The 22490-nt window shown below is 59.1% G+C and carries 25 protein-coding genes; 9 read left to right on the top strand and 16 right to left on the bottom strand.

Annotation, left to right across the window (positions count from 1 at the left end; all coding sequences use genetic code 11):
- Window positions 1-62 precede the first annotated feature (62 nt).
- Window positions 63-1361 carry a mechanosensitive ion channel family protein gene (locus tag ACOYXJ_RS01950; RefSeq protein ID WP_102900304.1) on the bottom strand — a complete coding sequence of 433 codons (1299 nt, stop codon included), beginning with the start codon at window positions 1359-1361 and terminating at the stop codon, window positions 63-65.
- 191 nt (window positions 1362-1552) lie between these two features.
- Between ACOYXJ_RS01950 and ACOYXJ_RS01945 the strand changes: the two genes are divergently transcribed.
- Window positions 1553-2893, top strand: coding sequence for a DEAD/DEAH box helicase (locus tag ACOYXJ_RS01945; RefSeq protein ID WP_007914470.1), 1341 nt, complete (start codon window positions 1553-1555; stop codon window positions 2891-2893).
- A gap of 52 nt (window positions 2894-2945) precedes the next feature.
- Here ACOYXJ_RS01945 and ACOYXJ_RS01940 read toward each other — a convergent pair whose 3' ends face one another.
- The 4 genes from ACOYXJ_RS01940 to ACOYXJ_RS01925 all read right to left on the bottom strand — a co-directional run bounded on the left by ACOYXJ_RS01940 (window position 2946) and on the right by ACOYXJ_RS01925 (window position 5488).
- Window positions 2946-3545 carry a hypothetical protein gene (locus tag ACOYXJ_RS01940; protein ID WP_460367619.1) on the bottom strand — a complete coding sequence of 200 codons (600 nt, stop codon included), beginning with the start codon at window positions 3543-3545 and terminating at the stop codon, window positions 2946-2948.
- 12 nt (window positions 3546-3557) lie between these two features.
- The gene (locus tag ACOYXJ_RS01935) at window positions 3558-4142 is read right to left on the bottom strand and encodes a papain-like cysteine protease family protein (protein WP_186612739.1); all 585 of its coding nucleotides are present in this window, start codon (window positions 4140-4142) and stop codon (window positions 3558-3560) included.
- Window positions 4143-4404: 262 nt separating this feature from the next.
- Entirely contained in the window at window positions 4405-4680 is a 276-nt protein-coding gene (locus ACOYXJ_RS01930) for a hypothetical protein (RefSeq protein WP_016985949.1), read from the bottom strand.
- A gap of 73 nt (window positions 4681-4753) precedes the next feature.
- Window positions 4754-5488, bottom strand: a complete 735-nt coding sequence (locus ACOYXJ_RS01925) for a DUF899 domain-containing protein (RefSeq protein ID WP_460367616.1) — start codon at window positions 5486-5488, stop codon at window positions 4754-4756.
- Window positions 5489-5663: 175 nt separating this feature from the next.
- Here ACOYXJ_RS01925 and ACOYXJ_RS01920 point away from each other — a divergent pair, with 175 nt between their 5' ends.
- Window positions 5664-6056: a transcriptional regulator gene (locus tag ACOYXJ_RS01920; RefSeq protein ID WP_095119060.1), complete on the top strand. Its 393-nt coding sequence runs from the start codon at window positions 5664-5666 to the stop codon at window positions 6054-6056.
- 121 nt (window positions 6057-6177) lie between these two features.
- On the opposite strand, the gene ACOYXJ_RS01915 is transcribed toward ACOYXJ_RS01920, so the two are convergent.
- From ACOYXJ_RS01915 to ACOYXJ_RS01905, 3 genes are all read right to left on the bottom strand, one after another.
- Entirely contained in the window at window positions 6178-7047 is an 870-nt protein-coding gene (locus tag ACOYXJ_RS01915; protein WP_460367614.1) for a DUF6279 family lipoprotein, read from the bottom strand.
- A gap of 78 nt (window positions 7048-7125) precedes the next feature.
- Window positions 7126-7842 (bottom strand): TorF family putative porin, encoded by a 717-nt coding sequence (locus ACOYXJ_RS01910; protein WP_122600180.1) that lies wholly within the window; start codon window positions 7840-7842, stop codon window positions 7126-7128.
- Between the two features lie 207 nt (window positions 7843-8049).
- Window positions 8050-8238, bottom strand: a complete 189-nt coding sequence (locus tag ACOYXJ_RS01905; protein ID WP_016985943.1) for a hypothetical protein — start codon at window positions 8236-8238, stop codon at window positions 8050-8052.
- A gap of 340 nt (window positions 8239-8578) precedes the next feature.
- On the opposite strand from ACOYXJ_RS01905, the gene ACOYXJ_RS01900 reads away from it, so the two are divergent.
- The 3 genes from ACOYXJ_RS01900 (at window position 8579) to ACOYXJ_RS01890 (ending at window position 11040) form a co-directional block, all read left to right on the top strand.
- Entirely contained in the window at window positions 8579-9415 is an 837-nt protein-coding gene (locus tag ACOYXJ_RS01900; RefSeq protein WP_038363672.1) for a CvfB family protein, read from the top strand.
- Window positions 9416-9461: 46 nt separating this feature from the next.
- A complete protein-coding gene (locus ACOYXJ_RS01895; RefSeq protein ID WP_460367611.1) occupies window positions 9462-9866 on the top strand; it encodes a DUF2177 family protein in 405 nt (134 codons plus the stop codon).
- A 205-nt stretch (window positions 9867-10071) separates the two neighbouring features.
- Window positions 10072-11040 carry a DMT family transporter gene (locus tag ACOYXJ_RS01890; RefSeq protein ID WP_460367609.1) on the top strand — a complete coding sequence of 323 codons (969 nt, stop codon included), beginning with the start codon at window positions 10072-10074 and terminating at the stop codon, window positions 11038-11040.
- Here ACOYXJ_RS01890 and ACOYXJ_RS01885 read toward each other — a convergent pair.
- Window positions 10985-12166, bottom strand: a complete 1182-nt coding sequence (locus ACOYXJ_RS01885; protein ID WP_460367607.1) for an MFS transporter — start codon at window positions 12164-12166, stop codon at window positions 10985-10987. The two genes, ACOYXJ_RS01890 and ACOYXJ_RS01885, sit on opposite strands and share 56 nt — an antisense overlap.
- 104 nt (window positions 12167-12270) lie before the next feature.
- On the opposite strand from ACOYXJ_RS01885, the gene ptrR reads away from it, so the two are divergent.
- Together ptrR and ACOYXJ_RS01875 are read left to right on the top strand one after the other, a co-directional pair.
- Complete coding sequence (gene ptrR / locus ACOYXJ_RS01880) at window positions 12271-13164, top strand: putrescine utilization regulator PtrR (protein WP_102901747.1); 894 nt, start codon at window positions 12271-12273, stop codon at window positions 13162-13164.
- Window positions 13165-13306: 142 nt separating this feature from the next.
- Window positions 13307-13435, top strand: coding sequence for a PA1414 family protein (locus ACOYXJ_RS01875; protein WP_007914492.1), 129 nt, complete (start codon window positions 13307-13309; stop codon window positions 13433-13435).
- Window positions 13436-13540: 105 nt separating this feature from the next.
- Here ACOYXJ_RS01875 and ACOYXJ_RS01870 read toward each other — a convergent pair whose 3' ends face one another.
- From ACOYXJ_RS01870 to speB, 6 genes are all read right to left on the bottom strand, one after another.
- Window positions 13541-13789, bottom strand: a complete 249-nt coding sequence (locus ACOYXJ_RS01870; protein ID WP_034153223.1) for a phosphopantetheine-containing protein — start codon at window positions 13787-13789, stop codon at window positions 13541-13543.
- A gap of 43 nt (window positions 13790-13832) precedes the next feature.
- Window positions 13833-14558 carry an MBL fold metallo-hydrolase gene (locus ACOYXJ_RS01865; RefSeq protein ID WP_460367604.1) on the bottom strand — a complete coding sequence of 242 codons (726 nt, stop codon included), beginning with the start codon at window positions 14556-14558 and terminating at the stop codon, window positions 13833-13835.
- Between the two features lie 86 nt (window positions 14559-14644).
- Complete coding sequence (locus ACOYXJ_RS01860) at window positions 14645-16024, bottom strand: sodium:solute symporter family protein (RefSeq protein ID WP_422608522.1); 1380 nt, start codon at window positions 16022-16024, stop codon at window positions 14645-14647.
- A gap of 152 nt (window positions 16025-16176) precedes the next feature.
- Window positions 16177-17679 carry a purine-cytosine permease family protein gene (locus ACOYXJ_RS01855; RefSeq protein WP_460367602.1) on the bottom strand — a complete coding sequence of 501 codons (1503 nt, stop codon included), beginning with the start codon at window positions 17677-17679 and terminating at the stop codon, window positions 16177-16179.
- A gap of 56 nt (window positions 17680-17735) precedes the next feature.
- Window positions 17736-18158, bottom strand: a complete 423-nt coding sequence (locus ACOYXJ_RS01850) for a YybH family protein (RefSeq protein WP_460367600.1) — start codon at window positions 18156-18158, stop codon at window positions 17736-17738.
- A 10-nt stretch (window positions 18159-18168) separates the two neighbouring features.
- Entirely contained in the window at window positions 18169-19119 is a 951-nt protein-coding gene (gene speB, locus ACOYXJ_RS01845) for an agmatinase (RefSeq protein ID WP_003222717.1), read from the bottom strand.
- A gap of 396 nt (window positions 19120-19515) precedes the next feature.
- On the opposite strand from speB, the gene ACOYXJ_RS01840 reads away from it, so the two are divergent.
- Complete coding sequence (locus ACOYXJ_RS01840) at window positions 19516-20409, top strand: LysR family transcriptional regulator (protein WP_007956593.1); 894 nt, start codon at window positions 19516-19518, stop codon at window positions 20407-20409.
- Between the two features lie 5 nt (window positions 20410-20414).
- Window positions 20415-21011 (top strand): tRNA-uridine aminocarboxypropyltransferase, encoded by a 597-nt coding sequence (locus ACOYXJ_RS01835; protein WP_460367598.1) that lies wholly within the window; start codon window positions 20415-20417, stop codon window positions 21009-21011.
- A gap of 114 nt (window positions 21012-21125) precedes the next feature.
- On the opposite strand, the gene ACOYXJ_RS01830 is transcribed toward ACOYXJ_RS01835, so the two are convergent.
- Complete coding sequence (locus ACOYXJ_RS01830) at window positions 21126-22487, bottom strand: HlyD family type I secretion periplasmic adaptor subunit (protein ID WP_095119047.1); 1362 nt, start codon at window positions 22485-22487, stop codon at window positions 21126-21128.
- Window positions 22488-22490 lie beyond the last annotated feature (3 nt).

Raw genomic sequence — 22490 nt, 5'->3', positions numbered from 1 at the left:
AGTATGGGGCGACTGACACATTGCATTCGCGAGCAGGCTCGCTCCCACATTTGATCTTTGGGTTACATCAGGTGCTTCTGCGGCTCGGGAATGCTCGCCGCGCCAAGTACCGCCGGCAGCAGGCCAGAACGCAAATCCCCGCCACTCGGCTGCTGATAAAGGCTCAACCCGAACTCCGGCAACACCGCCAGCAGATAATCAAAAATATCCCCCTGAATCCGCTCGTAATCGGCCCACACCGTGGTGCGGGTGAAGCAGTAGATCTCCAGCGGAATGCCCTGCGCGGTGGTCTGCATCTGCCGGACCATGCAGGTCATGTTTGGCTGAATCTCCGGATGACTCTTCAGATACGCCAGCGCATAGGCGCGGAAGGTGCCGATATTGGTCATGCGCCGGCGGTTCGCTGACATCGCCGCGACATTGCCCTGCGCCTCGTTCCACGCCTTGAGTTCGGCTTTCTTGCGGCTCATGTAATCGGTCAGCAAGTGCACCTGCGAGAGCTTTTCTTCTTCGTCGTCACGGATGAAACGCACGCCGCTGGCGTCGATGAACAGGCTGCGCTTGATCCGTCGCCCGCCCGATTGCTGCATGCCGCGCCAGTTCTTGAACGACTCGGACATCAGCCGCCAGGTCGGAATGGAAACGATGGTCTTGTCGAAGTTCTGCACCTTGACCGTGTGCAGGGTGATGTCGACCACGTCACCGTCGGCGCCGACTTGTGGCATCTCGATCCAGTCGCCGACGCGCAACATGTCGTTGCTGGTCAGTTGCACGCTGGCGACGAACGACAGCAGCGTGTCCTTGTAGACCAACAGAATCACCGCCGACATCGCACCCAGACCGGACAGCAGCAACAGCGGCGAACGGTCGATCAATGTGGCGACGATGATGATCGCGCCGAACACGTACAAGACCATTTTCGCCAGTTGCACGTAGCCTTTGATCGAGCGCGTGCGCGCGTGTTCGGTGCGTGCATAGATGTCGAGCAGGGCATTGAGCAGGGCGCTGACCGACAGCAGCAGGAACAGAATGGTAAACGACAGTGCCACGTTACCGAGAAAGGTCATCGCGGTTTTACTCAGTTCCGGCACCAGATGCAGGCCGAACTGAATCACCAGCGACGGCGTCATCTGCGCCAGACGCTGAAACACCTTGTTGTGGCGAAAGTCATTGATCCAGTGCAGCGACGGCTGGCGGCCGAGCATGCGGCTGGCGTGCAGGATCAGGTAACGCGCCACTCGTCCGAGCACCAGCGCGATCACCAATAACAAGGTCAGCGCGAGGCCAGCCTGCAACAGTGGATGCTGTTCGAGGGTGCCCCAGAGGTTCTGGGCGTTGAGCCAGAGCTGTTTGAAATCCATATGAGCAACGATTCTTCTGTAAGACGCGATGGGTGATTAGAGCATTTAAGACGCCGTGTATTACCGTTGGAGACAAATCGAGCAACAAAAAAGCCACTGATTACGTCCGTTTGTATAAAGAAACTCGGCCTGAGCGCTCGAAACCGGTAACCTATGCAGCTGTTTTTTTGCATATCTTCGAGGTAGCACCCGTGTTTTCCCAATTCGCCCTGCACGAACGCCTGCTTAAAGCTGTGGCCGAGCTGAAATTTGTCGAGCCAACGCCTGTGCAAGCCGCGGCCATTCCGCTGGCGCTCCAAGGGCGTGATCTGCGGGTGACGGCGCAAACCGGTAGCGGCAAAACCGCCGCTTTCGTTCTGCCAATCCTCAATCGCCTGATCGGCCCGGCCAAGGTTCGCGTCAGCATCAAGACGCTGATCCTGCTGCCGACCCGTGAACTGGCCCAGCAGACGCTGAAGGAAGTTGAACGTTTTTCGCAGTTCACTTTCATCAAGTCCGGCCTGATCACCGGCGGTGAAGACTTCAAGGTCCAGGCCGCGATGCTGCGCAAAGTGCCGGACATCCTCATCGGCACCCCGGGCCGGATGATCGAGCAACTCAACGCCGGCAACCTTGACCTCAAAGAAGTCGAAGTACTGGTGCTTGACGAAGCCGACCGCATGCTCGACATGGGTTTCGCCGAAGACGTGCAGCGTCTGGTCGACGAATGCCCGAACCGTCAGCAGACCATGCTGTTCTCCGCCACCACCGGCGGTTCCGGCCTGCGCGACATGATCGGCAAGGTGCTGAACAACCCTGAGCACTTGCAGCTCAACGCGGTCAGCCAGTTGAACTCGACCACCCGTCAGCAGATCATCACCGCCGACCACAATCAGCACAAAGAGCAGATTGTGAACTGGCTGCTGGCCAACGAGACCTACCAGAAGGCTATCGTCTTCACCAACACCCGCGCCATGGCCGACCGCATCTACGGTCGTCTCGTGGCTCAGGAATACAAGGCGTTCGTGCTGCACGGCGAGAAAGACCAGAAGGATCGCAAACTGGCGATCGACCGTCTGAAGCAGGGCGGCGTGAAGATTCTGGTCGCTACCGACGTCGCGGCCCGTGGTCTGGACGTCGATGGTCTGGATCTGGTGATCAACTTCGACATGCCACGCAGCGGCGACGAGTACGTGCACCGCATCGGTCGTACTGGCCGTGCCGGTAACGACGGCTTGGCGATCTCGTTGATCTGCCACGGCGACTGGAACCTGATGTCGAGCATCGAGCGCTATCTGAAGCAGAGCTTCGAGCGCCGTACCATCAAGGAAGTCAAAGGCACCTACGGCGGACCGAAAAAGGTCAAGGCTTCGGGCAAAGCCGTTGGCGTGAAGAAGAAAAAGACTGACGCCAAGGGCGACAAGAAGAAAACCGCCGCCAAAACGCCGACCAAGCGCAAGAGCGCCAACCGTCCGAAGCCGGACTCGTTGGTGAGCAGCGACGGCATGGCACCGCTGAAGCGCCGCAAGCCAGCAGAACCTGCGGCTGAGTAAGTTTCAGGCGCGCATAAAAAACCCGGACAATGTCCGGGTTTTTTTTCGTCCATCAGTTGCCGAGCTGGCCACTGGTGTCGGCGTCAAAGCGCCGCTTGGCCTGATCGGCCGCCGGCTTCAATGCTGCGAGCAAGGCTGCCTCGCTGTACAACCGAGTGGTCGCCAGATCCTTCGGCGTTGGTTCAATCGGGATCAATACATCCTCACCGTCGGCATGCAGCCAGATCGCCACAACATGCAGGGCCGAGACAAACAGCACGCGCAGTTCAACGGTTTTGCCCTGAAGTTGCGGCGCTTGTTCTGCGAGTTTCAGCGCACCCACCGTAGCAGCGGCGTGATCGCCGTGGTTCAACGAAGCGAACTCGACATGCCCGCGCACCTCGGCCAATTGCGCATCGGCAATCGTCACGCCGTCGGCAAATACCAGGTAATGCCAGTCGCCGATTCGCGCGTCTTTCAGACCCTTGCCGCTGCTCAGATCATCCAGACTTAGCGAATAGCCCCGGTAGGCTTCGCTGAGGCTGATTTTTGCAGGTGCTGCGTTGGCGAATTGGCGATTAGCGCCAAAGCCTTGGGTTTGCAGTGCCGCTTGCAGCGCCGGGCGCAACGTCTGTACGCCGTTGGAAGGCGCCTTTGGATAAGTCAGTTGCATGATGTCGCCCTCCTAGTTTTTCACGGTGAAGTAGGTGTGGGTCCAGTTGCCGCCGCCGTTATAGGCACGGGGAAACGCGTTCAGTGCACGGGTCGAATAGCCATAAATCGAATCCGCCACCAACAGGTAATCGCCGTTGGTGCCGTAGATCGTCAGGAAATGCGCCCCACCGCCGTACCAGGCGCAGCGCAAGCCGACCGGGCGGCCCATGCTGATCTGGTTCTGGATGGCCGACATCTGCAGCGAGCCCTGATTCATGCCGTTGTAGCTACGGGTGGTTTGCAGCGCCGAATCCAGATAGCCGTAAATGTTGCACGGCCCTGGCTGATTGCAGCAATTGCGATCGAGCTGGGTGCTGGCCACGCCGCACTGCGTCCAGTTGCCGGTGCCGTAATAGTTGCCGACCGAGGCGGACACGGCGGCCCAGCACCAGTTGGTCTGGGTCTGTTTCTGCATATTGAAGTTGAGGCTGCCGGCGGCGCGGGCGCTGAGCTGTTCAGCGGCTTCGACTTCGGCGAGTTGCGGGTCGAGCAGGTGACCGGCCAGGCACCTTGGCAGTGATTCGCCGGTGAATTGTGTTGCTGCTGTGGTTAACATTTTTCAATCCTCCATGAGTGAAAACAAGCGTCCAGCTTGTGAGGGTGTTGCGGTATTGCTGAGCGATCGGTGCTTAACGGTTGCCATCTTCTGTGGCCGGTTCCGATCTCCTTGCTCGAGGTAACCCTAGTCAGAGATATGCGTTAATGCAAATAAATAAATGCACAAATGCATTTTTAAGCGCAAAAAATCGCAGTCTGCAACAGCTCTTACAGGGTTTTGTGTAGGAGCTGCCGCAGGCTGCGATCTTTTGATCTTGCTGTTAGCCCTCGGTCTTCTTCTCGGCAGAATTCAGTTCTTTCAACCGCTGATCAATCAACTGGCACTTGTCCGGCAGATCCTTGCTGGCCGTGCCCAGGTCCATTTTTTGCAGTTCAGCATTGATCTCCTTGGCCTTGGCCGGATTCTGCTCGGTCAGCTTCGAGACTTCCTTGGCCAGTTGTTCGCGCTTGGCGGTGGCTTCTTCCGGCGTGCAGGCCCAGACGGGCAGGGCGCAGGCCAGGGTGGCGGCGAGGGTGAGCTTGATCAGGGTTTTCATCGGGGCAGGCCTCAGTTCCGGTTAAGGCGGTTAATCGGTTGAGGCCTTGAGCGGGAGAAAAGTTCATTGGTCATCACTCAGAGTGGCAGCAACTCGACCTGGAATCGCCTTCATAACGATCATGATGGCGCACCCATTCCATGATCTCGTCCTCATTCCTGCCCTTGGGCGTGAGGTCTAGATAGTTGTAGGCACCGACCAGCATGTCGAGACCACGCGCATACGTTGAATAGGTGTGGAAGATGTCGCCATTCGTGTCGCGATAAAACACGCTCAGCCCGGGCATTTCTTCCTCGGCGCTGTCAGTCTTTTCGTAGTTGTACGTAGCCTTTCCCGCCGCGACATCCTCAGCCCGTGCGCAAACGCCGAAGTCATAGTTGAAGTCGCAACCCTCTGACGACACCCAGTCAAACTTCCAGCCCATCCGCCGCTTGAAATCCTGGAACTCATTAAACGGTGCATGAGACACAGCAACCACGGCGATATCGTGATGCGCCAGATGCAGGTTGGCGCCATCAATGTGGTCGCTGAGGAACGAGCAACCCTGGCAACCTTCCTCCCAGTCTTTGGCGAACATGAAGTGGTAAACCACCAATTGGCTGTGTTTGCCGAACAAGTCAGCGAGTTTCAGCTCACCGTTGGGGCCTTGGAAGTGGTAATCCTTATCGACTTTTACCCATGGCAACGCACGACGCTCGGCGCTGAGCCGGTCGCGCTCTTTGGTGAAAGCTTTTTCGTCGGCGAGATGTTGCTTACGGGCGGCGAGCCATTCTTCGCGCGATACCACCGGATGATTCTCAACGTTCATGATGATTTCTCCTGCGGGGTTGAAACCGTCTGTTTCAGACTAGTCGTTTAACCCTGCGGGAAATCGACAGACCGCCGGTCGGTCGGCTCGGCAAATGCGGCTGAACGGCTGCGAGCCACTCCGGTCACAACCTATGAACGCGCCATAAATCACGCGCACCGGAGGTTGTATCAGGATGACGACTTATAACTGGGATTTGATTGAACGCTTGCTGCACGAAGTGCAAAACAGCGCCGGCCACAGCTTTGCCCCACGGGCTTATGCCGAAGACTATGCGGCGGAGCAAGCCAGCGCGGGCGAGCCGATCGAGAACCTTGATCACCTGAAAACGCTGGCTTGCGACTATGAAAGACTGTTGCTCCTGCGCGGCTATATCGCACCGCGTCCGGATGAGGAGGGCAGCACCGGAAACAATTTTGTCCTGACGCCGCGCGGTTCCAGCTTGCTGAGTCTGATCGACAGCAGCATTCCCGGCAATGATCACCCGCGTCAGGTGCTGGATGAGCAGGAAGATGCGCTGGCCGAGGCTACGTTCGACGAAGTGGCTTCGAAAGCCCAGATCGCCTGAGTTCACGCAGGCCCCCTGTAGAAGTGAGCCTGCTCGCGATTGCGGTCTTCCAGTCAGCATTGATGTCACTGGAAGTCCGCTATCGCGAGCAGGCTCACTCCTACACTTGAATGCGTAATGCTCAAGGTTTTTGCGCGGCCTTGAGGCATTTGAGGTCGTTGAAGTCTTTACGCACACCCTCGATCTTCTTCAATAACCGCTGACGCTGTTGCGGCGTACTTTCGGTCATCAAGTCCACCGCCAGCGAGCGTCCCTGCGCTTCAGTATCGGCGAAGGCCTTGCGGTAATCCGCTGTCCATAAACTCTCGCGATTGACCAGAAGCGTCTCGATTCTCTGTGGGAATTCGGGACTTTTGCGTTGTGCGACGGCGGCACTGAATTGCTTCTGCCAATGGGCGCGGTTGGCGATCCATTGGGTGTACTGATCGCCCAACGCGGCCGACCAGGCCATGACCCGCTGTTCCTGGGTGGCGCTCAAGGGGCCGAGCCAGTCATTCAAGCGTTTAACCATTCGCGCGCCGCGCTCGGCAATTTGCTGATCAAGCGGTGGTTTGAGGTATTCCTGCTGACGCTTGCGCAGATCCTTGGCAAACGCGTCATTCATCTCGGCAACCTGTTTGTCATCCAGCCCTTGCAGCAACTCGATCGCCGACGGGGTGATCTCTCGAGCGGTTTCGGCAATGGCCTGCTTGGCTTCCGTAGTGCGCGCCTGCAACGCGGCATCGGTGATCTGATTGGTCTCGACCATTGTCTGTAGACGATCGAGCCAATCCAGATAACCCGGCAGTTGCGTGGTGCAATGCCAGTTCAAGTGATCCTTTAGGCGTTCGTTGAACCAGTCTTTCTGCTCGCCGTTCATGTCCAGGTAATCGCCGAGCGTCCACGGAATAATGACGTCGAGATTGCGGTAGGCCAGGCCGACACGGCTGCAGGCGCCGAGGGCGAGGGTAAAGATCAGTAGCGCGGCGATGTGTTTGAACCAGCGAGACATGGGCGAATCCTTGCGTGAGCCTGGCTTCGAGGGACTGATTCCTATGTGAACGCAGAATGAACCCGGCAGTTCAGCCGATCAATAGAACGCGCGCGCAGCCTTGAGGGTGACGAGGCCGTCGCACTCGCTGTTGTGCCCGGAGTAGGCCGAACAATCGCTGCCGCTGAGACTGGAGTTGCTGTAGATCAGATCGAGATCGACGCCCATGAACGGCCGGGACAATTTCACCGACCAGTCGGTAAAACTGCTGACATAACCACCGTCGACGGCGACGGGCGTGTTCAGTTGGTGGGTGGTGTATTTCATGCTGACGCCGATGCCGAATGGCTGGTTGCCGCCAAGATCGGCAAACAAGGTGTTGTTCTGTTTATCGGGGTCATTGCTGAAGGCCACGCCGAAACGACTGCCGAGCAAGGTCAGACCACCGAACAGCTCTTGGCTGTCGAGGGTGTCTACCTTGGGATAGCTGTAGTGGATCATGCCGACTTCGTAGCCGAGGGTCTGATCGAAAGGCTGTTTAAAGCCGACATAGGAATCGATCTCGAGGTTCTTGCCTGGGCTGATGCCCATACTCGGTGCGTACTGGCCGACATAGAGGCCGCTGTCGTGGCTAAGGTCGAGGCCGCCGTGAAAGGAACCGACTGCCGCTGGTTTGACCAGGCCCTGAGCCATGCTACGTGTGGGCGTGGTGCCGAGTTTGAGGTCGAAGTCGCCGAGTTCACGCTGGAAAATCTGCGCGTGCGCGGTCGCACTGGCCAAAAGGCCTACGAGTAATAAACAGGATGTTCTGCGCATGCGTCACTCCATGAACAGCGAGGGCAGGTCGGCGGGCCTGCTGAAACGCTTGATCTAGACGCGTGCAAGGATACCGGCGAATGCTCGGCATTGAAGGCCGTTCGTCGATTTACAAGGATTTTTGTTTAAAACGGGAGGGATGTTACGCGGTGCCAGTCCAGACGCTTCGAAGCTCAAAGCGCCTCTGGACGGGTGTAAAACCGGGTATTACTTCTTGCCCAGGCTGATCTGCTTGGACGGGCCGAATGTCTGGCCACTGACGCCTTTGGCAATTTGCTGAATCTCGCCGCCAGACTTGAGGAACGCTGCGATCTGATCGTTGATCGATTCGCTGGTTTCAACGGCTGGAGCTGGCTTTGCTTTGCTGGTGGATGCTTTTACACGCATGGCGGCCATTAACCTGTAGAAAAGTAACTCGGCCAGGCATCGTACAGGAATAACTTGACAATTGCTTGGTAAATATCCCCCGGAATAACCCAGCGCAGTGCTGCATTATTCTCGATTGAATATTCGATATATCCGGCTAACCTGCTGTTTTAAATAAGAACATTTGGGCTGGGCGGCATTCAAATACCCAACCGCGAGCGGTGCTGCCTGCCAGACGAGCGGCACCTCAGCACAGCCGCACACGAGGAAAATCAAAGCGTTGCGCAGAATTCCGACGCGTGCGGATCTGCCGCCCGACGGCCAGCACAAAAACGGGTAGAATGCCGCCCACGCAATGAGGGTTCTGGAAATGGCTTTAGTCGGGCGTTACAACAGTTTGCAAGTGGTTAAACACACTAACTTCGGTTTATATCTGGACGGCGGTGCTGACGGCGAGATTCTTTTGCCCAATCGTTATATCCCGAAAGATATTCCGACCGAAGATGAAGATTGGCTCAACGTATTTGTTTATCTGGATAGCGAAGACAAACTTCTCGCTACCACGGAAAAACCCAAAGTTCAGGTGGGTGAATTTGCCAGTCTGAAAGTCGTTGAAGTCAACAGCATCGGTGTGTTCCTCGATTGGGGGCTGCCGAAGGATCTGTTGCTGCCGTATTCCGAAGAAAAGCGCCAGATGACCGCCGGCGAATACTGTGTGGTGCATGTCTATCTCGACAAGCATACCCGCCGCATCACCGCCACTGCGCGTCTGGATCGCTACCTCGACAAGACCCCGGCCAACTACAGCCAGGGCCAGGAAGTTGATCTGCTGGTTGCCGAAGCCACCGACATGGGCTTCAAGGCGATCATCAACAACAAGCACTGGGGTTTGATTCACAAGAACGAAATCTTCAAGTTCATGCGCGCCGGCATGATCGAGAAGGGCTACATCAAGGAAGTCCGTGCCGACGGCAAGATCGCCCTGAGCCTGCAGCCGGTTGGCCAGGAAGCAGCGAGCAGCCTGAACTCGAAGATCCTCGCCAAATTGCGCGACAACAGCGGTACGCTGCCGGTCAGCGACAAGAGCGATCCGGCGTTGATCAGCAGCCTGTTCGGCGTCAGCAAAGGCAACTTCAAGAAGGCCATCGGTTCGCTGTACAAGGAAGGCAAGATCGTCATTCATGCCGATCGCATTGAACTAACCTGAGCCTTGGGTGGCCCATGTTGCATGGGGCACACACGAGGTCGGGTCGATGAACAAAGCGCTGATTGCCTACGTTGCCACGCTGGTGACGTTTCTGTTGCTCGACGGTATCTGGCTCGGCCTGTTGATGGCGCCGACCTATCGCGAACTGCTCGGTTCGCTGATGCTCGAAAAACCGCTGCTGGTTCCGGCAGCGGTTTTTTATTGCCTGTATGTTTTTGGCTGCGTGGTGTTTGTGGTGCTGCCAGCAGCGACCTGGCAATGGGCGGCGAAGCGGGGTGCGTTGTTGGGGTTGGTGGCGTATGGCACGTATGACCTGACCAATTGGGCGACGTTGCGCGGCTGGTCGGTGCAGGTGACGCTGATGGATTGGGCGTGGGGGACGTTTGCTACTGCTGTGGCTTGTAGCGTTGGGTTTCTGTTGGCGAGGCGGTTGGGCAAGTCTGCTCGGTAATGTGGGTTGGCAGTGCCGGCCTCTTCGCGAGCAGGCTCGCTCCCACAAGGGAACGCACTCCAAAGTGGGAGCGAGCCTGTTCGCGAAGGGCGGCGCAGCCGACAGCCATTCACCACTGGCGCCACTGAAGCACAAAATGTCTTTTCCAGACGCCTTTTTCTGTCTGACTGATTGATAATCCCCGGCACTGTTTTCTGACCATTGGATGGCCTGCCATGTTGTGTGTATTCGAGGTGTTTCGGTGATTGTCGAGCGGCGCAACGCCGACAGTTTTGCCTTGCAGGTGATGATCGGCCTCTGCCTGATCTGGGGCGTGCAACAGGTGATGATCAAGTGGGCCGCAGCAGACATCGCGCCGGTGATGCAAGCCGCGGGGCGCTCAGGGATTTCTGCGTTGCTGGTCGGCTTGCTGATCTGCTGGAAGGGCGGTTGGGATCAGGTTGGCAACACCTGGCGCGGTGGCTTGCTGGCCGGTGCGCTGTTCGGTCTGGAGTTCTTCTTCATCGCCGAAGGCCTGCAACTGACCACCGCCGCACATATGTCGGTGTTCCTCTACACCGCGCCGATTTTCACCGCGTTGGGTGTGCATTTTCTGTTGGCCAGTGAGCGCCTGCGACCGTTGCAGTGGCTGGGCATTCTGCTTGCATTTATCGGTATTGCGATTGCCTTTGCTGGCGGCGTGTCATGGGACAACCTTGACCGGCGCATGCTGCTCGGCGATGCCTTTGGCGTGCTGGCCGGTGCCTGTTGGGGCGCGACCACCGTGGTGGTGCGCGCCTCGCGTCTGTCGGAAGCACCGGTGACGCTGACCCTGTTCTATCAACTGATCGTCGGCTTCGTCGGCCTGCTCTTGATCGCGCTGTTCAGCGGTCAGATCACCCACGTCAGCCTGACTACCGTGGCGGTAGCCAGCGTGTTGTTCCAGGGGCTGGTGGTGTCGTTCTTCAGTTACCTGATCTGGTTCTGGCTGCTGCGTCGGTATCTGGCAGCCAACCTTGCGGTGTTTTCGTTCATGACGCCGTTGTTCGGCGTCACCTTTGGCGTGATGCTGCTCGGCGAACAATTGAGCGTGAACTTCGTCATCGGCGCCGTGCTGGTGCTGCTCGGCATCACTTTTGTCAGCGCCGAGCAGTGGCTGCGTCGGCGTTTGCGCAGGGCGCTGGGCCAGCGCTAGTCGACTGCATCGCCAGGCCGCCAGCGATCAGCAAGCCGCTGCCGGCGATGATCAGCGCCGGCTGCAAGCCACCGCTGAAATGGCTGCTCAGCGCCGCCAGCAACGGGCCGCTGAGTTGGCCGACGGCAAAGCAGGCGGTCAGCATCCCGGCGTTGCGCTGGGTGGCGTGCGGCGCCAGTTCCCGCGAGCGCTGCATGACCAGTTGCATGCAGGCGAGGAATGGCGTGCCGCACAGGATCACCCCCAGCGCGAGGCCAATGCCGCTGCCCAGCAGGCAAGCGAACACACCGGCCGCTTGCAGGCACAACGTTGCCAGCAACCAGTGGCGCGTCGTTTCGGGATCGTGACGCCGCAGACTCACCAGCAACACACCAAGTGCTGCGGCCAGACCGAAACACGGCCAGAACAGGTCTGCCTGCCATTCCCCGTGAAATTGCGCAGTGGCCATCTGCGACAGGAATGTCGCCGGAATGATGTAGCCGACGCCATACAGCGCATAAATTGCGGCCAACCGCCCGATGCCCCGATTCGATGGACTGACCGGCGCTGCAACCACCGTCGCCGTTGCGACAGGTGTTGGTAGCAGACGCCAGACACCCAGCATCATCAGCAGCGCAGCCGCTGCATAAATCAGCCACAACGTTGCCGAAGTCTGATTCAGCAGATGTGAGATCAGCGCCAACAAACCCGTGAGAAAAATCCCCAAACCCGGTCCGGCAAATACCAGAGCACCCAAACGTGGACGACCCGCTGCGGCTGCCAAGGGTTGGCTTAAAGACGTGATCATCACCAGAACCCAGGCACTTGCCACTCCGGTGCCAAAACGCAGCACCAAGTGCGACCAGAAACCATCAGCCCAGAACGACGCCAGCGTCAGCAGCACGCACAACCACAGGCCGCCATGCAGGCGCCGCTGAACCTGCTGCGGGCGGTGCGCAAACATCGCATCCACCGCGCCGAGCAGGTAGCCGAGGTAGTTGGCCGCCGCAATCAGACCGGCGGCCGTCAGGTCGATCTGCCCTTCGCTGAGCAGGTGTGGCATTTGCGGGGTGAGGGCGAAACGCCCGATACCCATGGCCATCATCAGGGCCACGAAGCAGGCGGATAAGCGAATCAGGGGCGACATGGTCGGGATTCCTTTGAAGGATCATTGACCGTCAGGCTAGGACTGATTGACTTTCTTTAAAATTGAATAATAGTGAGTAACTTGTTCTGTTCTGGAGAAAGGTTGTGGAGTTCAGCCAATTGCGGATCTTCCAGGCCGTGGCCGAGGAGGGTTCGATCACCCGCGCGGCCGAACGTCTGCACCGGGTGCCGTCGAATCTGTCGACCCGGCTTAAACAGCTCGAAGAGCAACTGGGTGTCGAGCTTTTCGTTCGTGAGCGTCAGCGTTTGCAACTGTCGCCTGCGGGAAAAGTCCTGCTGGACTACACCGGCAAACTGTTCGCCTTGCGCGATCAGGCCAGTGCGGCGGTAATGGGCGGGCAGCCGGCGGGGGACTTTGTGATGGGCACCATGTACAGCACGGCGGCGATCCATCTGCCAGCACTGCTGGCGCAGTATCACAAGCAGTATCCGGCGGTGAATCTGCAGGTGCAGTCGGCGCCCAGTGGGGAGTTACTGGAAGGTTTGCTCACCGGTCGTCTTGATGCCGCGTTGGTCGATGGACCGCTGGAACTGGCCGGGCTCGACGGGGTACCGTTGTGCGAAGAGCGGCTGGTGCTGATCACTGAAATCGATCACCCGCCGGTCAGCAGCGCCCGAGATGTCGAAGGACGCTCGGTGTTTACCTTTCGCCAGGGCTGCTCCTATCGCATGCGTCTGGAAGCCTGGTTTTCGCACTACCACGCGACCATGGGCCGGGCGATGGAGATCGAGTCGTATCAAGGCATGCTCGCCTGCGTGATTGCCGGCAGTGGCGTGGCCCTGATGTCGGAATCGATGCTGGCCAGTCTGCCGGGACGCGATAGCGTCGCGGTGCATCCGTTGGCCGAGCCATTCGCGGGTGCGACAACATGGCTCATGTGGCGCAAGGGCATGCTCGGCGCCAACCTCAATGCCTGGATCGAGGTGCAGCAGGCCGTCTATCCTGCGGCTCAGATCGAAACACGAGAAACAGCCTGAACCAATGATGGCGAACTCTGTTCAATTCAGTAACAGATCATTGCGGATTTGGCCGAGCATTACGTAGGACTTCGGACTATTATCAGTGCGAAGCGGCCTCAGAATTCCGGCCGCTCAGCACCACCCTGAAGGGGGCACGACGATGAAAGAGAAAATTCAAAACTGGCTGCACGATTTGGGTGTCGCCCTCGGTTTGATCGAACCGCCTCTGCAACCTGTTCCGATCCGCACCGATGACGAGCAGCGCCGCCGTCAACAACGGCGCCGGTAATGCCCCCCGATCCGAGATCAAGGATTCAAGATCAAGAGATCGCAGCCTTCGGCAACTCCTACACGGATTAATGTAGGAGCTGCCGAAGGCTGCGATCTTTTGCTTTTAATGACGGCCGATCTCAAGCAAAAACCGGCTCAAGTCATTCGCGGTCTTGGCGGTCTTGAGCATGCGGTCTTCCTCGGCGGTGAACGCCGTCAGTCCGAATTCATCTTCCAGGTGAAAGATCAGATCCTCGATATCGGCTTTCTCCAGGCCCAGTTGCACCAGGCTGGTGTTGTCGTTGAATTCACGGGTTTCCAGCAGACGCCGGATATATCGGTGCACGGCGGCACGCACGGCAGCTCTTCTCATGGCAGATTTTTCTGATGGTTGTTGTGCTTGAGTGAAGCAGGCCTCAGGCGTGGCCGCGCAACCACTCGTCAATCATCGAGCGCAAATGCTCCCCGGAAAAACTGCCGAAATGGCCGCCATGCACCGTGCGGATCGGCAACGCCTGCAAACGCTGCAGACTGCTGGCGTAATCCTCAAGATTGGAGTGGTAGGCGTCTTCGATCAGCGGCCCGTCGTAGATGATGTCGCCACTGAACAGCGTCTCAGTCGCCGCTTCATACAGGCTGATGCCGCCCGGCGAATGCCCCGGTGTGTGCAGCACTTGCAGCGTGCGATTGCCCAGATCGAGCACATCGCCGTCCTCGACAAACCCGGTCGCCGGCGCGGCTTTGACCCGGTATTCGGCGTAGCACAACGGGCAGTCCGGGTGCGCTTCAAACATGTCGTCGCCGACGAAGGCGCGGCTCAAATCGTTTTCGCCATCCGGCGCCGCCAGAATGTCAGCTTCGGCGGGATGCACCAGCCGTTCAGCAAATTCATGATGCCCGGCGATATGGTCGAAATGGCAATGACTGGCCACCGCCACCAGCGGTCGCTCGGTGATCCACGGCAATTGTTCGCGCAGGCTGACCAGCCCTGAACCGCTATCCAGCAACAGGTCTTTGTCACGGCCCTGAATGTGCCAGAGGTTGCAGCGGTAAAACGGCCGAATATACGGCTCGTGAATAAGCCGGATGCCATCGCTCAGGTGCTGCACCTCGAACCACTGATCACGAGAAACGATCTTCATCAGTACTTTTCTCTCGGCGTAAAAAAACGAGTGTGGCAACCGACGCCACACTCGTCGAAGAAAGTATCAAGTCGTTATGTTTCAGCTTAGATCGCGCGGGCCACCGAGACAGGGCGGCGCGATGCGAGGCTGACCACGACAAAACTCACCAGACCCACAGCCAGGCTGTAGTAGATCGGCGTGTTGGCATCCAGACCGTCCTTGAACATGAACAGCAGCGCGGTGGCAAAACCCAGGCCCATGCTGGCTATGGCGCCGGCGGTGGTCGCGCGTTTCCAGAAAATTGCACCCATCAGCGGAATCAACATGCCGCCCACCAACAGGTTGTAAGCGAGAGTCAGCGCACTTATCACGTCGTTGACCACCAGCGCGATACCCAGCACGACAATCCCGGTGAGCAAGGTGAACAGACGGTTGATGCCCAGGCTCGACTGTTTACCGCCACGCAGTTTCGGCAGCAGGTCTTCGGTCAACGTGGTCGCCGCAGCGAGCAGGCCGGCGCTGGCGGTGGACATCATCGCAGCGAGTGCCGCAGCGATCACCAGACCCCGGATGCCGTCCGGCAGCGACAGTTTGACGATGGCGGCGAAGGCGTTGTTGACGTTGTCCAGATCCGGGATCAGCACGTGCGCGGCCATACCGATCAGCGCGCAGGCCAGACCGTAGACGATGCAGTAGATGCCGGCGATGCTGCCGGCGTATTGCGCGACTTTGGCGGTCTTGACGGTGAACACCCGTTGCCAGATGTCCTGACCGATGAGGATGCCGAAGAAGTAGATCATGAAGTAGGTGATGATCGTGTCCCAGCCGATGGTGGTGAAGCTGAAGGCAGTCGCCGGCAGTTTCAGCACCAGTTCGTCCCAGCCGCCGACGCGGTATAGGCAGATCGGCAACAGGATGAACATCAGACCCACGGTCTTGATGATGAACTGGACGATGTCGGTGAGGGTCAGCGACCACATGCCGCCAATCGCCGAGTAGATCACCACCACGCCACCACCGACGAGTACCGAAGCCCAGAATGGCAGGTCAAACAGCACTTGCAGGACGGTGCCGATCGCCAGGATCGAGGTCACGCCGATCATCAGTGCGTAGGCGAGCATGATTGCCGCGCTCGCCGAGCGGGCCATCGGGTTGTAGCGCTTTTCCAGGACCTGGGTAACGGTGTAGATCTTCAGTTTCAGCAGCGGTTTGGCGAGGAACAGGTTCAGCGCAACGATGCCGCAACCGAGTGCCGCGCACAGCCAGAAACCGGAAATGCCATGCACGTAACCCAGACGCACGGTGCCGACGGTGGACGCGCCACCGAGTACGGTCGCGGCCATGGTGCCCATGTACAGGCTCGGGCCGAGGTTACGTCCGGCGACGAGAAAATCCTCGTTGGTCTTGGCCTTGCGCATGCCGAAGTAGCCGAGCAAGAGCATGCCGGCGGCGTAGATGAGGACGACGAATAAATCCAAAGCCATGATGGCGTGTCTCCGATTGTCTTTTTTATGTGAGGCTGAATTCGAATCTCACTGTGGGAGCGAGCCTGCTCGCGAAGGCGGTCTGTCAGTCACATCAATGTTGAATGTGCTGAAGTCTTCGCGAGCAGGCTCGCTCCCACAGGGGATCTGCGTCAGGCGGCCTGGCGCAGTTCAGGTTTTTCCACGATTTGGCTGCGGGCATCCTTCGGGCCGAACACTTCCCGCGGTTCCGGGAACAGGCTCAGCAGCGTCAGGTACACCACCGAAGCCAGACCCAGCGTCACTGGCAAACTGACGTCGATGCCGCCGGCCATTTCACCCAGCGGGCCAACGAACTGCCCCGGCAGATTGACGAAGCACAAGCCGACCGCCGCGCTCGGGATCCATGCACCCAGACCGCGCCAGTTCCAGCCGTGGCTGAACCAGTAGCGACCGCCCTGTTCGCCGCGGGTGAACACTTGCAGATCATCCGGGCAGTAGAAGCCGCGACGCACCAGCAGGCCGATGATCATGATCACCATCCACGGGGTGGTGCAGGTGATGATCAGCACGGCGAAGGTCGACACGCTCTGCACCAGGTTCGCCGCAAAACGGCCGATGAAGATGAAGGCAATCGACAGCACGCCGATCAGCAGCGTCGCTTTCACTCGTGACAACACGCGGGGGAACACGCTGGACATGTCCAGCCCGGTGCCATACAGCGACGTGGTGCCGGTGGACATGCCGCCGATCACCGCAATCAGGCACACCGGCAGAAAGAACCAGCTCGGCGACACCGCCAGCAAACCACCGACATAGTTGTTCGCCGCGATGTAGTCCGGCGCCTTGATCGCGACGATGGTCGCGGTGGTCAGGCCGAACAGGAACGGGATGAACGTGGCGATCTGCGACAGCACCACCGCTGCCATGATGCGTTGCTTGGAGGTGTCACGCGGGATGTAGCGCGACCAGTCGCCGAGGAACGCACCGAAGGAAATCGGGTTGCTCATCGCCACCAGCGCGGCGCCGATGAACGCGGCCCAGAAGCCCGGCTGGCCGAGGCTGACGGTGCCGGCGTAATGCGCGTCGAAAGGACCGGCGAAGGCAAAGATGCCCAGCAGGAATAACAGGCTGGCGCTCCACACCGCGATCTTGTTCACCCACAGCAGAAAGCGGAAGCCGTAGATGCACACGGTCAGCACCAGAATCGCGAACAGACCGTAGGCCAGGCCCAGGGTCAAGTCGGTTTCCGGCAGACCGATCAGGCGTTTCGCACCCCCGATCAGCGCATCCCCCGAACTCCACACCGAGAGCGAGAAAAACGCGATAGCGGTCAACAGCGACAGGAACGAACCGACGATGCGCCCGTGCACGCCGAAGTGCGCACCCGACGACACGGCATTGTTGGTGCCGTTGAGCGGGCCGAACAGGCCCATCGGTGCGAGGATCAGCGAGCCAAGCAGCACGCCCGACACAATCGCCCAGACGCCGGCCTGAAAAGACAGACCGAACAGCACCGGGAAACTGCCGAGCACGGCGGTGGCAAAGGTATTCGAACCACCGAAGATCATCCGGAACAAGTCCGTCGGGCCTGCGCTGCGTTCGTGGTCCGGGATCTGTTCGACCCCGTGGGTTTCAATCTGCGTAAGGCTTTGGTCGTTGTTGTTGTTATTCATGATCTGCTCCGATCATAAAGGCGCGCCTCATCGTGCGTGAGGCGTCACCTGTTTGGCTAAGGGGATGGCAGCCCTTCCGGCATTGCGGACAAATGTTCGTGACAGGCCAGCCAATGGCCTTGTTGTTCTAGGCTCGACGCTTGTTTCTTGAAAACAATCGTCTCGCGCTCCTGGCTGAAGTGTTGCTCCCCTTGCATGCGCAGCTCGGTGGCCACGTCATGGATGAAAATCGCCACGTCACCTTGCAGGCTGACAAAGGCGTTGCTCGAGGTGCACGAGAGCACCTCGAAGCCATCCTCGGCGCGCCAGTTGTCCCACAAGGCCTGATAGGCATCGCGCGACAGCAGCGGCTGTTCGAGGGTGTAGAAAACGAAACTCGCATCGGCGCTGAACGCGCCGAAATAAGCTTCGCGATCGTTACGGGCGAAGGCGGCCACCAGCTCGGCGGCCGTTTGCAAAACCTGATCACGTTCGTTCATGACCCGACCCTCAGCGATGGACCACGCCAGGCAGTACGCAGAGCATTTCGTACAGCAGGTTGGCGGCCAGCAGCGAGGTGTTGCCGGTGGTGTCATAAGCGGGCGAGACTTCTACCAGATCGCAACCGATCAGGTCGAGGCCTTGGCAGCCACGGACGATTTCAATCGCCTGAATGGTCGTCAGACCACCGATTTCCGGGGTGCCGGTGCCAGGCGCCCAGGCCGGATCGATGCCGTCGATGTCGAAGCTCAGATACACCGGACCGCCGCCGACTTTCTCGCGCACTTCGGCCATCAGCGGTGCCAGCGACTTGTGCCAGCATTCTTCGGCCTGCACCACGCGGAAGCCCTGATCGCGGCTCCAGTTGAAGTCATCAGCGGTGTAACCCTGCGCGCGCAGACCGATTTGCACCACGCGATCGCAGTCCAGAAGGCCTTCTTCAACGGCGCGGCGGAAGGTCGTACCGTGGGCGATTTTCTCGCCGAACATGTGATCGTTGACGTCAGCGTGGGCATCGATGTGCACCAGACCGACCTTGCCATGCTTTTTATGAATCGCACGCAGGATCGGCAGGGTGATGGTGTGATCGCCACCCAGGGTCATCGGGATCACGTTGTGCTCGAGGATGTTGTCGTAGGCTTCTTCGATGATGCGCACGGCGTCGAGCAGGTTGAAGGTGTTGATCGCCACGTCACCGATGTCGGCCACCGACAGCGAGTCGAACGGCGCAGCGCCGGTGGCCATGTTGTACGGGCGGATCATTACTGATTCGGTGCGGATGTCGCGTGGCCCGAAGCGGGTGCCGGGGCGCAGCGAAGTACCGATGTCCAGTGGCACGCCTACGAAGGCAGCGTCCAGGCCGGCAGCGGTCGGTACATGGGGGAGTCGGAGCATGGTGGCGATGCCGCCGAAGCGCGGCATTTCGTTGCCGCCCAGTGGTTGGTGAAGAATCTTGTCCACGGGTAAGGCCTCATCGTCTTTGTTTTATTTATGTCGGCGCGCCGTGGAGCACAGGTTCGGACGCCGCTGTGGGGCCGATGATGCGAAATGTAGTGAGGGGAAAGAATCGCTACGGGCAAAAACTTAGTTCAGATTTTTCTAAACTAATGACGGCGAGGGGGATTAGACTTTGTCGGGTTCAAGATTGTGATCGGCTGGATATTGCTGCCCTCACCCCAGCCCTCTCCCAGAGGGAGAGGGGGCCGATCTCCATGGCTTTTGAATCCTGAGTTCGACTCGATATCACAGGTCGATGCGCATCCTGAGAGCACCGCGGTCGGCTCCCTCTCCCTCCGGGAGAGGGCTGGGGTGAGGGGCTTTTCCCACAGACACACAGTTGCCAAGCCCGGAGCAGACATGGCCAACGCTTTACCCGACCTGAAACTGTTGCGCATCTTCGTCAGCGTCGTGCGTCATCAGGGTTTTGCCAACGCGCAACAGGAACTCAACCTGTCGACTTCGGCCATCAGCACTTACATGAGCCAGCTCGAAGCTGCGCTCGGCCTGGTGTTGTGCCATCGTGGGCGTGGCGGATTCAGCCTGACCAGCAAGGGTGAGCTGTTCCATCAGGAAACCCTGCGCCTGCTCGCCGAACTTGAAGGTTTCGAGCAATACGCTGCAGCGCTCAAGGGCGAACTGCGCGGCACACTCAACCTCGGCGTGATCGACTCCACCGTCAGCGACAAGGCCTTGCCGTTCGCCGAAGCCATTGGCGCCTACAGCCAGGAACACCCGGCGGTGCACTTGCATCTGTCGGTGATGAGCCCGTACGAACTGCAACTCGGCGTGCAGGACAACCGTCTCGACCTGGCCATCGGTGCGTTCTCCACACGGATGAGCGGTCTGGTCTACATGCCGCTGTACCGCGAGCAGCACTGGCTGTATTGCAGCAGCCGCCATCCGTTGTTCAACGAGCGGCGCATTCCCGAGCAAGTCATCACTCAGCAACGCATGGTCGGACGTGGTTACTGGAGTCAGGCGGAACTTGCCCGGCACGGTTTCAAACACAGCGCCGCCACCGTGGAAAGTATGGAGGCGCAGCTGATTCTGGTGCTGTCCGGCGCCTACATCGGTTACTTGCCGGAGCACTACGCTCAGGCCTGGGCCGACAAGGGCGACTTGCGCGTGTTGCTGCCGGCGACCTTCGGTTACCAGGCGCCGTTTTCGATGATCATGCGCCGGGGCCGCAGCCGTGAGCCGCTGATCCAGACCTTCCGTGATTTGCTTAAAGCACAGCTCAATCAGGCTTAAGAACGATGTCCAGACCTCAATGCACGCGCTGCCTGCGCCCACAAACCCATTGCCTGTGCCCTTTGATCCCGAGCCTCGACAGCCGCACGCGAGTGTTGCTGTTGCAGCATCCGAGTGAGGTCAGTCATGCGCTCAATACCGCACGCCTGGCTGCGTTGGGTTTGACCAATGCCGAGTTGATTGTCGGTGAAGTATTCGAGGATTTGCCAACGCTGTTGAATCTGCCGGGGTATCGGCCGCGGTTGTTGTTTCCCGCCGATGATGCGCAGCCGATGCAGGCTTACGGCGAGTCCGATGAACCACTGTTGCTGGTTGTTCCGGATGGCACATGGCGCAAGGCGCGCAAGATGTTGCACCTCAATCCTCTGTTGGCGGCGTTGCCCCGGGTGACGCTGGCCGAGGGCGGCGTGTCGCGCTATCGCTTGCGCAAGGCGCCGGGGCCGGGGGCGTTGTCGACCATCGAGGCGATTGTGCAGGCGTTGCAGACGCTAGAAGCACCGACGTCATTCGAGCCGTTGCTCAAGCCGTTCGAAGCGTTGATCGAAGGGCAGATTGCGGCGATGGGGGAGGAGACTTTCCAGCGTAACCATGGCGACAAATGATCGTTCCCACGCTCCGCGTGGGAATGCCGCCCGGGACGCTCCGCGTCCCTTCACGACGGTGACGCAGAGCGTCACAGGATGCATTCCCACGCAGAGCGTGGGAACGATCATTGGCTAACGTTCGCGCATCGCCTCGGTCCGGGCTTTCAGCACCGGTTTCAGCAAGTAATCCAGCACACTCTTTTCCCCGGTAATAATGTCCACCGTCGCCACCATCCCCGGAATAATCAGTAGCGGTTTCACATCCCCGCCCAAATGGTTTTTATCGGTACGCACCTGAATCAGATAGAAACTGTTGCCCTTGTCATCGGTAATCGTATCGGCACCGATCAACTCAAGCTTGGCACTCAGCCCACCATAAATCGTGTAGTCGTAGGCACTGAACTTGACCATCGCCTTCTGCCCCGGATGCAGGAACGCCACATCCTGCGGCCGCACTTTGGCCTCGATCAGCAAGTTATCTTCCAACGGCACGATTTCAACCATGTCGCTGCCCGGTTGCACCACGCCGCCGATGGTGTTGACCTTCAATTGTTTGATCACTCCGTGCACCGGGGAGGTCACGGTGGTGCGGGTGACGCGGTCGTCGATGGCGATGCTGGTCGCGGTGATTTTCGACAGGTCGGTGCGTTTCTCATTCAGCTCTTTGGCGGCCTCGGAGCGGAAGGTTTGCTCCGACTCGTCGATCTTGCTGCGGATCTCGGCAATCGCCGATTCGGCGCGGGGGATAGCCAGCGTCGTGGCGTTCAATGAACCGCGGATTTCCACTGCGCTGCGCTTGAGGCGAAGGATTTCCACGGGTGACACCGCACCGGTTTTCACCAGCGGTTCGGACATGTTCATTTCTTGCTGCAGCAACGCCAGACTCGAGCTGAACTGACCCTGCTTGGAGCGAAACTCGGCGAGTTCCTGAGTCTTCTGCCGCAGTTGTTCGCTGAGCGTGCGCTGCTCGCTGGCCAGCCGGCGCTGACGTTGTTCGTACAGCGAACGCTCGTCTTCGGCGACTTGCGGCGCTTTGGCGATGACCTCATCGGAGAGCTTGAACGGCCGGCCCTCGGCCTCCGCCGACAGCCGTTCGACCTGCGCCGTCAACGCATAACGATCCGCCTCACTCTCACCCTTGTTCGAGCGGAAGCGCGTGTCATCCAGACGCAGCAAGGTATCGCCCTTGTTCACCATCTGCCCTTCACGAAAGAAAATCTCGGTGACGATGCCGCCCTCGAGGTTCTGGATCACCTGAATCTTGCTCGACGGAATCGCCTTGCCTTCGCCCATGGTCACTTCTTCGAGCACGGCGAACTTGGCCCAGACCACCGCGCTGATCAGCAGCGCCGCCGCCAGCCACACGGTGATCCGCGACCAGCGCGGCGAATCCTGCAATGAAGCGCCGGCGGTTTCCGGCATGAATTCGGCTTCGGCGCTTTTGCCGAAACTGTCGAAGTAGCCGCGCTCTTTGCTATCGGAGGAAGCAGACATTGG

The organism is Pseudomonas sp. Tul2A7, assembly GCF_054790505.1.
This window is presented reverse-complemented; position numbering and strand designations above follow the sequence as displayed.